The organism is Frankia sp. AgKG'84/4, assembly GCF_023242965.2.
Classification (GTDB): Bacteria; Actinomycetota; Actinomycetes; order Frankiales; family Frankiaceae; genus Frankia.
Genome location: NZ_JALKFU020000173.1, coordinates 1 through 9,350, shown reverse-complemented (window position 1 = coordinate 9,350; position 9,350 = coordinate 1). Strand labels below are relative to the sequence as shown.

Below are 9,350 nucleotides of genomic sequence, written 5' to 3'. Positions count from 1 at the left end.
CGCGGGCAGCGCCTGGACCAGGGCGAGCAGGCCCGGTTCCTTGAGGAAGGACAGCCGGCGGGTGCCGAAGTGGTAGAGCAGCGCGCCGAACGCCTCGGGGCGCACGGAGACCTGCGGGTGCAGCGCCCAGGCGCGGTCCAGATCGAACCCGGTGGCGTCGGGCGCGGCATCCGCGCCGGTGGCGGGGGCGCTGCCCGTCCCCGGGCCGGACGCCGCCGACCCGGGGAGGACGGCGCTCAGTAGACGCCGCACATGCCGTCGATGGAGACCTCCTCGACGAGGAGGTCGGCGACGATGGCGTCGTCGGGCGCGGCGGGGGCCGCCTCGGCGACCTGGTCGACCTGGTCAAGCACGGACGGCTCCACGGCAACTCCCTGGATCTGCGCACGACTGGGTGGCGAGAGGCGGACGGGAACGCCTGCCTCCCGCTGGAAGACTGTAATGGCACCCAGTGCCAAAGAAAAGCTGTTTCGCGTCCATCGCCCGGGACGAGGACCGACCCGGCGGGGCTCGGCGTCGGCGCGCAGGCCCCGATAGGTCTCGATCATGAATCGCCGGGCGAATGCCTGGCTCTTGCGGCCTCCGTGGCGGCGCGCCTGGCTGATCAGCGTCGAAGGGCTGCGTCGAGCTGGTAGCGGAGCACGTCCAGTCGACTGCGACCAGGCGGCGGTGGCAGCCGGATCGGCGACGTCCCGCGCGGCGGCGACGTCCCGTGCGGCGGCGAGGGCCGCGAAGGCAAGGGAGCGCAGCGGCCCCATCCGCAGCTGTCCGCACGCGTAGGAGCGGATGCCCGCAATGGCCTCGCGGGGACGGGTGTCGGCGGGAGCCTCCTGTTCGAACAGCGGCAATACCCGCTCGGCGCAGTCGGCAGCCCAGGCTCCGAGAAATCGACGGTCTTCCTCGCTGATGCGCACCTGGCTCACCCGCATATCCTGCTGGTTCTGGTGCCTCCCACTGCTGCCAGCCGCCTCTCTGCCGGCGCCGGCTTCATCTCGGCGCGGTCCTCCCGTCCCACGCACGTGGTGACCCACCCGGCCAGAGTCATGAAGGTACCCGGCACTCTGACACAGTAAGCGCCATGGTCACCGAGCTCGGCGTCGACGCGTCGAACGCTAACCAGTTCGCCAGCTGGGACGGCGAGGCAGGCGCCTTCTGGGTCGCCAACGCCGACCGCTTCGATGAGGGGGTCGGCGCCTACCGTGATCGGTTTCTGGCTGCGGCCGCAATCGACGAGGCGGCGACCGTGCTCGATGTCGGGTGCGGCAGTGGACGGACGACCCTGGACGCCGCCCGCCACGCCACTGCCGGATCGGTCCTGGGCGTGGACCTGTCCGCGCAGATGCTCGGGCTGGCCCGTCGGCGCGCCGAATACGAGCACGTCACGAACGTGACCTTCGAGCAGGCCGACGCGCAGATCCACCCCTTTCCCGCCGAAACCTTCGACGTTGCCGTCAGCCGGCACGGGGTGATGTTCTTTGGCGATCCCCTCGCCGCCTTCACCAATCTCGCGCGCGCCCTGCGCCCCGCCGGGCGCATCGTCCTGCTGACCTGGCAGCCCTTCGAGCGCAACGAGTGGCTCCAGGCATTCTTCACCTGCCTGGCCGCCGGCCGGGAGATACCCGTCCCACCGTCGGACGCGCCGAGCCCGTTCGCCCTCAGCGACCCTGACCGGATCCGGTTGCTGCTGAACACTGCCGGGTTCTGCGACGTCCGGGTGGAGGGCCTCACCGAGCCCATGTACTTCGGTCCCGATCCCGACGAGGCCTTCCAATTCGTCTCCGCCCAGCACGCCGGACTGGTACGCGACCTCGACCCGGACGCCAAAGGCCGCGCGCTCGACGCTCTGCGAGCTGACCTGGCCGAGCACCACACCACACGCGGCGTCCGGTACGACTCGGCCGCCTGGCTCATCCAGGCCCGCCGGGACTGAAAGACATCGGCTCCTCAGGACAGGACTGAACAGAAGCATTCTTGACGCAGGATGGCGAATATCCGCGACGTGCTGCACGCCAAGGCGCAGCGCGCCTTGGCGTGTTGTCGGGGCATGCTGCCGGGGGACGGAGAATTCCACGACGACGCCGAGGGCAGCAGGAGATAGCGTACCTGGGTCGTCGCCGCGGGATTCTTCTCGTGATACCGAGGGTTTACCGAATGATCCCTATGTCGCTGACCCGCGGTAGGCGACCGGGCCCTCTCCGGGGAACTGCGCCGCGCCCTGGAACAACGCGCCGTCGTTGAAGAACGTGATGCTGCCCTTGCCCTGGGGGCCCGACCAGGTTACCTGGGTCCCGGTCTCCGGCCGGCCCGACGAGGGCACAACCTGGTTCCGGTTGCCGATGACGATCTGCAGGTCGGCGTCCTTGTGCCATTCCGCCCCTGGGCCGCCCCACTGGATCTCAGTGTGATAAACAGACATGCGTCTTCCCATTCTGCCGGCGTGGCCCGGCGGGCCGCGCTTCAACGGGAACAGCGGATACCGTGAATTCTGTTCACCCGAGGTCAACCGACCCGGACCGGCCGGTCCACTGGCGCCAAGACATGGATCCCCCGGACGGGAAGTCGACTGTTAACACGTCGAGCGAACCTCCGCGGGTCCCATCGTAACGACCCTGATACCCCGACGACAACGCCTTTGCAAAACAAAATCAGCTTCGCAGGTCTATGAAAATTATGCTGAATATGCGGCTTTAGTTCCCTTTTGGTACGCGGTGCGATTGTCAGGCATCAATTAATGTGGACCCGCTACCAAGCCGAACACCATTTGTCGAGGAACTAGCCGGCGAGGACGCGCTCGCCTCTCTGGCCCGGGGCTTGGGTCCGTGTCACCAAGGTCGGTCGCCAGGAGGTGGTCGCCGGCCAGGGGCCAAGGCGGAGGGTCGGCTCGGTGTGTGGGAGGGGGACTTCGGGCCGCTTTTGAGGGGCTCCGCGTCCGATTTGTACCTATCAAAGCGGCCCGCGGCAGCTCAGGCACGCGCGGCCGGCGGCGGCTGGTGGCTGGGGGTGATGTCGGGCGGGTGAGAGGTGCGCGCAGGCCCGCGTCTCGGCCGGGGTGGGAGCGGTGTGACCGTCGTGGTCTCGCGGCGGGGGCATGGCGATCACCGTTCGGCGGATCGGGGTGTTCTCGGGTCAGGTGTCGGCCGTGGGGCCGCTGTAGGTAGATCGGCGAGCAGGCGAGCAGGCGAGCCGCGGGACACCGGCCCGCTCCCGCCGGTCCCGCAAACTAGTACAGAACGATCGAGAGAGACCACCATCTGTGGCTGATCCACTGCGGGGCGATATCCGCCACGCCGCCTGGTGGCCGGGTGGACCGTGGTAGCGTCCGGCGCCGCCAACAGCCACGAGAGGGACATTGTGGATGAACGAGAGGTTAGATGAACGAGGGGTTGCATGAACGAGGGGTTGGCATGACTGAGGGGTTGGCATGACTGAGAGGTTGTATGAACTAGAGGTTGGCATGACTGAGGGGTTGTGTGAACTAGGGGTTGGCATGACCGGGGGGCCCGTATGAACGAGATCGTCGGCCTGGTCCGGCCCGAGATCTACGCGATGAAGCCGTACAGCTCGGCGCGGACCGAGGGAAAGACGGACGCGCGGATCTATCTCGACGCGAACGAGAACCCCTACCCGCCCTACCCAGCCACCGACGACCTCGTCGGCTACAACCGCTACCCCGAGCCCCAGCCGCGTGCCCTGCTCGACCGGTTCGCCGAGGTCTACGGCGTGCCCCGCGAGCGGCTGTTCCTCTCCCGCGGCGCGGACGAGGCGATCGACCTGCTGGTGCGCGCGTTCTGCCGGGCCCGCGAGGACGCGATCCTCATCACCCCGCCGACGTTCGTGATGTACGAGACCGCGGCGCGGATCCAGGACGTGGCCGTCCGCGAGGTGCCCCTCGCCCGGGCGTCGGAGAGCTACGAGCTCGACGTCGACGCCGTGCTCGCCGCGCAGGTGGCGAATCCGGGCACGAAGCTGGTCTTCGCCTGCTCGCCGAACAACCCGACCGGCAACCTGCTGCGCCGCGCCGATGTGCTGCGCTTGGCAGGGGAGCTGTTCGGGCGCGCGCTGCTCGTCGTCGACGAGCTGTACCTGGAGTACTCCGGGCAGCCCTCGCTCGCCGTGGAGATCGACGCGCACCCCAACCTGGTGGTGGTGCGCTCGGTGTCGAAGGAGTTCAGCCTCGCCGGGGAACGGGTCGGCGTCACCGTCGCCCACCCGGAGGTCGTCGCGGTGCTCGGGCGGATCATGGCGCCGTACTCGCTGTCGGTGTCGGCGATCCGCACCGTGGCGGCGGCGATGTCACCGCTCGGCGTCGAGTACGGCCGGGCGAACATCGCGCGGATCGTCGCCGAACGCGATCGGGTCCGCGCCCAGCTCGCCGCCTCCCCGGCCGTCACGCACGTCTTCCCGAGCGACGCGAACTTCCTGCTCGTCGAGACCGACGACGGCGCCGCCCTGACCGCGCTGATGGCGGAACACGGCATCAAGATCCGCGATCGCGGCGCCGTCCTCCCGGGCGCCGTGCGAATCTCGATCGGCACACCCCAGGAGAACGACGAGATGCTCAAGGTCCTCGCCGAGTACGAACGGCGCTGATCAGCGGGCGGCCTGCCGCATCGCCCGGCCGACCAGCCACGGGTAGACGCGGGGAAGCAGGCGGACGGCGACGTCGACGACCCGGGCGTCGCCGCCGACGAGGATGCGCGGCCGGTTCGCCTCCACCCCGCGCAGGATGATCTCGGCGGCCCGGTCCGGGGACAGCCGCAGCGCCCGCTCGTTGTACACGCGGATCTGCTCCCGGTACTCCGCGGTGACGACCCGCCCGATGCGTTCGGCCTCGGCGAGCGTCGCCGTGGCAATGTTGGTCTTCACCCCGCCGGGGTGCACGACGCAGACCCGCACCGGATGCCCGGCCGCGACCATCTCCATCCGCAGCGCCTCGGTGAAGCCGCGCACGCCGAACTTCGACGTCGAGTAGGCGCCGAGCTCGGCCTGGGCCATCAGGCCGTTGAGGCTGCTGATGTTGACCAGGTGGCCGGCCCCGGAGTCGATCAGGTGGGGCAGGAACGCCTTGGTCGTGTGCAGCACGCCCCACAGGTTCACGGCGAGGACCCGTTCGAACACGGCCCACTCGGCGTCGAGGATGTTCACGCCGCCGCCGGCGATGCCGGCGTTGTTGTAGAGCTGGTGCACGGTGCCGTAGTGCTTCTCGACCTCCGCCGCGAACGAGACGACGGCGGCGCGGTCGCCGACGTCCACCTGCCAGGTGTGCGCCTCGACGCCGAGAGCGCCGGCGCGCCGCGCGGTCTCGCCGAGACCGCCAGGGTCGATGTCGGCGAGCGCGAGGCGCGCGCCGCGCCGGGCGAGGCCGAGGGCGAGGGCCCGCCCGATCCCCGACGCGGCGCCGGTGACGACGGCGACCTTGGCGTGCACGGTGGTGACGATGACTGCCCTCCGATGGCCTCGGCCCTTCTCTGAGCACGCGCCGTCGCGGACGCGGCCCCGGGAATCGGTCACTCTGCCGTGCCGGCGCCGCACCTGCCGCAGCAGGGTCACCATACGGGGCCGTTTAGTGCCGGTTGGAGACCGTCGCCGAGGGTGCGGGTACTGATGTCCGGCGAAGGGTCGAGCCCGCCCTCGTCAGGCTCGTGAGGGCGGGCGCTGCGCGTTCGCGCCCTCGGCGCTGAACAGGGCGCCGAGGGCGGCCAGGGCGCCGGGCACGGGCCGATAGTAGGCCCAGACGCCGCGCTTGTCGCGGCTGATGAGGCCGGCGTCGACGAGGACCTTCAGGTGGTGGCTGACCGTCGGCTGGGTGAGCCCGAGTGGTTCGGTGAGCTCGCAGACACACGCCTCGTCCCCGCCGCGGGCGCAGATCATCGACAGCAGCCGCAGCCGGGTGGGGACGGCGATGGCCTTGAGCACGACGGCGAGGCGCTCGGCGTCCTCGGCGGACAGCGGCGCCGCGGCCAGCGGCACGCAGCACGCGTCGAGCACCCCGCTCAGGTCACCGCCGGCCTCCGCCGCGCGGCCCGCAGGCGCCGCGACCGAAAAAGTCACCAATGTCGTCGCCATGGCATCCAGCATGCCACGGGGAATTCACGACCGTCGATGTCAGCTCTGCTCCCGCTGGACGTCGTCGCGCTGGACGTCGTCGCGCTGGACGTCGTCGCGCTGGACGTCGTCCTGATGGACGTCGTCCTGATGGACGTCGTCCTGATGGACGTCGTCCTGATAGACGTCGGGAATGCCGTCATGATCGAGGTCGAGCGCCTCTGTCTCCCACAGCCGGCGGTAGGTTCGGTTGCGCAGCCGCAGGCCGACGCCGGCCAGCAGCGCGGCGAGCGCCGAACCGGTCAGTACGGCGATCTTGATGTGGTCGTCGCGGGCGCTGCCGGTGCCGAAGGCCAGTTCGCCGATGAGCAGGGACACGGTGAACCCGATCCCGCCCAGCACGCCGAGCCCGAGCACGTCGACCCAGGCCAGACCCTCGGCGAGGGTGGCGCGGGTGAAGCGGGCCAGCAGCCAGGTGGCGGCCACGATGCCCAGCGGTTTGCCGATGACGAGACCGAGCGCGACCCCGAGCGCGGCCCGGTCGCTCAGCGCGTCGTCCAGGCCGTGTAGGCCGCCGACGGTCACCCCGGCGGAGAAGAACGCGAACACCGGCACCGCCACCCCGGCGGAGATCGGCCGAAAGCGGTGCTCGAAGTGCTCGGCCAGCCCTGGTCCCGCGTCCGGCCCGCCGGCTCGTTCACTGCGCCGCACCGGCACGGCGAAACCGAGCAGCACCCCGGCGACGGTGGCATGCACCCCGCAGGCGTGGACCAGCGTCCAGGTGGCGACGGCCAGCGGCAGCAGCAGCCACCACGAGCGCACCCGGCGCCGCACCAGCAGGGTGAACAGCGCCAGCGGCACGAGCGCGCCCAGCAGCGGGGCGATCGAGAGATGGCTGGTGTAGACGACGGCGATCAGGACGATCGCGATCAGGTCGTCGACGACGGCGAGGGTCAGCAGGAAGGCCCGCATCCCCGCGGGCAGGTGGCGGCCGATGACCGCCAGGACGGCGAGGGCGAACGCGATGTCGGTGGCCGTCGGGATCGCCCAGCCGTGCCCGCCGTCGCCGCCGAGATTGACCAGCGTGTAGAGCACGGCCGGGACGAGGACGCCGCCGACGGCGGCGAGGACCGGGACCGCGGCGCGGCGCGGGTCACGCAGGTCCCCGGCGACGAACTCGCGTTTGAGTTCCAGCCCGGCGACGAAAAAGAAGATCGCCAGCAGGCCGTCGGCGGCCCACTGGGAGAGGGTGAGGTCCAGGTGCGCCCACGACGGACCGAGCCGGTAGGTCAGCAGCGCATGGTAGGAACTCGACCACGGCGAATTCGCCCACCCGAGCGCCAGCACGGCGGCGGCGAGCAGCAGCACGCCACCGGTGGTCTCCCTGCGCAGGATCGCGGCGATCCGCTGCGTCTCGGGCCATGAGCTGCGGTCGAACAGCCGTAGGCGCCGGGGCTGGGTTCTGCTCACCAGGGTGGCTCCTGTCCGCGGGGTCGGGTCAGACACTGCCGACCAGACTTCCCGGCGCACCAGCGTCAGCATAGCTGGATTTAGGGTCAGCCGGCGACCCGGGACGGGGGTAGACCCCACCCTGGATAGTGCCGTCCGCATTACTGTCAGCCGCCGCGCCCGCCGATATAACAATCTCATGAGTGGTTGGGCGCAGTATCCGGGGAATGCGGTGGGACCGGCATCGGCGCCGGTCGTCGAGCTACAGGGCGTCAGTCGTGCCTATGGTCACCGTCAGACGGAGGTACGGGCGCTCTGGACGCCGTGTTCTCGGCTGGTTCGTGGACGGCGGTGATGGGCCCGTCGGGCTCCGGGAAATCGACGCTGCTGCACTGCGCGGCCGGCCTGGAGAAAGTCACCGGCGGCCAGGTCGTGATTGCCGGGAAGGACATCACCAACGCCTCCGACGCGGAGTTGACGGAATTCCGCCGCGGCTCGGTCGGATTTGTCTTCCAGAGTTTCAACCTGATCGGTTCCCTGACGGCGGAGCAGAACGTCGCCATGCCGCTGCGCCTGGCCGGGCGGCGGCCGGGGCGCCGGGTCGTCCGCGATGCCCTGGCCGCCGTCGGCCTCGCCGACCGGTCCCGGCACCGCCCGCGGGAACTCTCCGGCGGCCAGCAGCAGCGCGTCGCGATCGCCCGGGCGATGGTGACCCGTCCGGCCGTGCTGTTCGCCGACGAGCCGACGGGCGCGCTGGACAGCCGCTCCGCCCGCGGCGTCCTGGACCTGCTGCGTTCCATGGTCGACGACGAGGGCCAGGCGATCGTCATGGTCACCCACGACCCTGCCGCCGCGGCCGCCGCCGACCGGGTGCTGTTCCTGCGCGATGGCCGGCTCGTCGACGGCCTCGACCGGCCCTCGGCCCGCGAGGTCGCCGAGCTGCTGGCGAGCTGGGAGGCCTGAGCCCGCGCCGCCCGTGACCCCCGCGCCGCCCGTCACCCCCCCGCCCCCGCCGCTGCCCGCCCCGTCCGGCGAGAAAGGCTCAAAGTTCCATGTTGCGCATGTCCTGGAGCACGTTCCGTGACCGGTGGCAGGTGTTCGTCGGCGCGATCGTCACGGTCGCTCTCGGCGTCGCCCTCGTCCAGTCCTCGCTGCTCACCCTGATCGCGGTGGCGACCGCGAAGGTCCCCGCCGGCCTGTCGGCGACGCGGGCCCAGGCTCAGCGCGACGGCTACGATGCCGCGGACGCGCTGCTCGGCATGACGCTCGGCGTGGCGACGTTCATCGCCGGCTTCATCGTCAGTTCGACGTTCGCGTTCACGGTCGCCCAGCGCCGGCGCGAACTCGCTCTGCTGCGTCTCGTCGGGGCCAGCCGGCGCCAACTGCGCACGCTGCTGTTCGGTGAGGCGCTGCTGCTCGGCCTCGTCGGGTCCGGCATCGGCGTGCTCGCCGGGCGTCCGATGATGACTTTCCAGGTGTGGCTGCTCGGTCGCCTCGGCCTGGTCCCGGATGGCTTCACCAGCGGCTGGCAGAGCTGGGTGATCTTCGTGTCGGTCGGCACGGGAGTGGTCATCTCGGTGTTCGGGGTGTTCGTCGCCTCCGCCCGCGCGGGTCGGGTCCGGCCGTTGGAGGCGCTGCGCGAGGCGGGCGGGGACACCCACCTCATGACGGTCTCGCGGTGGGTGCTGGGCTGCGTGTTCCTCGCCGGCGGTGTCGCGATGCTCGTGCTCGTGCCGGCCGTCGGCGGCGACGCCGCCCTCGCGCTGGCGCAGTGCTCGTCGATGGTGCTGATCGTCGCCGTCGCCGCGGTCGCGCCGCTGCTCGTCCCGGCGGCGAGCTGGCTGCCGCGCCTCGTC

Annotated in this window: 10 protein-coding genes; 4 read left to right on the top strand and 6 right to left on the bottom strand. The window is 70.8% G+C overall.

The window, feature by feature from the left end:
• On the bottom strand, positions 1-252 hold a 252-nt coding region (gene mftB / locus MXD58_RS12900; RefSeq protein ID WP_250609349.1), incomplete at its 3' end, for a mycofactocin biosynthesis chaperone MftB.
• A complete protein-coding gene (gene mftA / locus MXD58_RS30700) occupies positions 237-923 on the bottom strand; it encodes a mycofactocin precursor MftA (protein WP_248837719.1) in 687 nt (228 codons plus the stop codon). The genes mftA and mftB, both read right to left, overlap by 16 nt.
• Before the next feature lie 155 nt (positions 924-1,078).
• On the opposite strand from mftA, the gene MXD58_RS12890 reads away from it, so the two are divergent.
• On the top strand, positions 1,079-1,930 hold the full coding sequence (locus MXD58_RS12890; protein ID WP_248837718.1) for a class I SAM-dependent methyltransferase: 852 nt from the start codon (positions 1,079-1,081) through the stop codon (positions 1,928-1,930).
• A gap of 228 nt (positions 1,931-2,158) precedes the next feature.
• On the opposite strand, the gene MXD58_RS12885 is transcribed toward MXD58_RS12890, so the two are convergent.
• A complete protein-coding gene (locus tag MXD58_RS12885; protein ID WP_248837717.1) occupies positions 2,159-2,416 on the bottom strand; it encodes a hypothetical protein in 258 nt (85 codons plus the stop codon).
• Between the two features lie 1,088 nt (positions 2,417-3,504).
• Here MXD58_RS12885 and hisC point away from each other — a divergent pair.
• Positions 3,505-4,590, top strand: coding sequence for a histidinol-phosphate transaminase (hisC, locus tag MXD58_RS12880; protein WP_248837641.1), 1,086 nt, complete (start codon positions 3,505-3,507; stop codon positions 4,588-4,590).
• On the opposite strand, the gene MXD58_RS12875 is transcribed toward hisC, so the two are convergent.
• The 3 genes from MXD58_RS12875 to nhaA form a co-directional block, all read right to left on the bottom strand.
• The gene (locus MXD58_RS12875; protein WP_250609348.1) at positions 4,591-5,427 is read right to left on the bottom strand and encodes an SDR family NAD(P)-dependent oxidoreductase; all 837 of its coding nucleotides are present in this window, start codon (positions 5,425-5,427) and stop codon (positions 4,591-4,593) included.
• A gap of 207 nt (positions 5,428-5,634) precedes the next feature.
• Positions 5,635-6,066 (bottom strand): ArsR/SmtB family transcription factor, encoded by a 432-nt coding sequence (locus MXD58_RS12870; protein ID WP_248837643.1) that lies wholly within the window; start codon positions 6,064-6,066, stop codon positions 5,635-5,637.
• Positions 6,067-6,105: 39 nt separating this feature from the next.
• On the bottom strand, positions 6,106-7,515 hold the full coding sequence (nhaA, locus tag MXD58_RS12865; protein ID WP_248837644.1) for a Na+/H+ antiporter NhaA: 1,410 nt from the start codon (positions 7,513-7,515) through the stop codon (positions 6,106-6,108).
• A 333-nt stretch (positions 7,516-7,848) separates the two neighbouring features.
• Here nhaA and MXD58_RS12860 point away from each other — a divergent pair, with 333 nt between their 5' ends.
• Together MXD58_RS12860 and MXD58_RS12855 are read left to right on the top strand one after the other, a co-directional pair.
• Positions 7,849-8,457, top strand: coding sequence for an ABC transporter ATP-binding protein (locus MXD58_RS12860; protein WP_248837745.1), 609 nt, complete (start codon positions 7,849-7,851; stop codon positions 8,455-8,457).
• A gap of 89 nt (positions 8,458-8,546) precedes the next feature.
• The coding region (locus MXD58_RS12855) for an FtsX-like permease family protein (RefSeq protein ID WP_250609347.1) at positions 8,547-9,350 on the top strand (804 nt) is incomplete at its 3' end.

Coding starts and splice junctions, on each gene's coding strand:
- MXD58_RS12890 (WP_248837718.1), top strand. CDS start 1,079: ATGGTCACCGAGCTCGGCGTCGACGCGTCGAACGCTAACCAGTTCGCC.
- MXD58_RS12885 (WP_248837717.1), bottom strand. CDS start 2,416: ATGTCTGTTTATCACACTGAGATCCAGTGGGGCGGCCCAGGGGCGGAA.
- hisC (WP_248837641.1), top strand. CDS start 3,505: ATGAACGAGATCGTCGGCCTGGTCCGGCCCGAGATCTACGCGATGAAG.
- MXD58_RS12870 (WP_248837643.1), bottom strand. CDS start 6,066: ATGGCGACGACATTGGTGACTTTTTCGGTCGCGGCGCCTGCGGGCCGC.
- MXD58_RS12860 (WP_248837745.1), top strand. CDS start 7,849: ATGGGCCCGTCGGGCTCCGGGAAATCGACGCTGCTGCACTGCGCGGCC.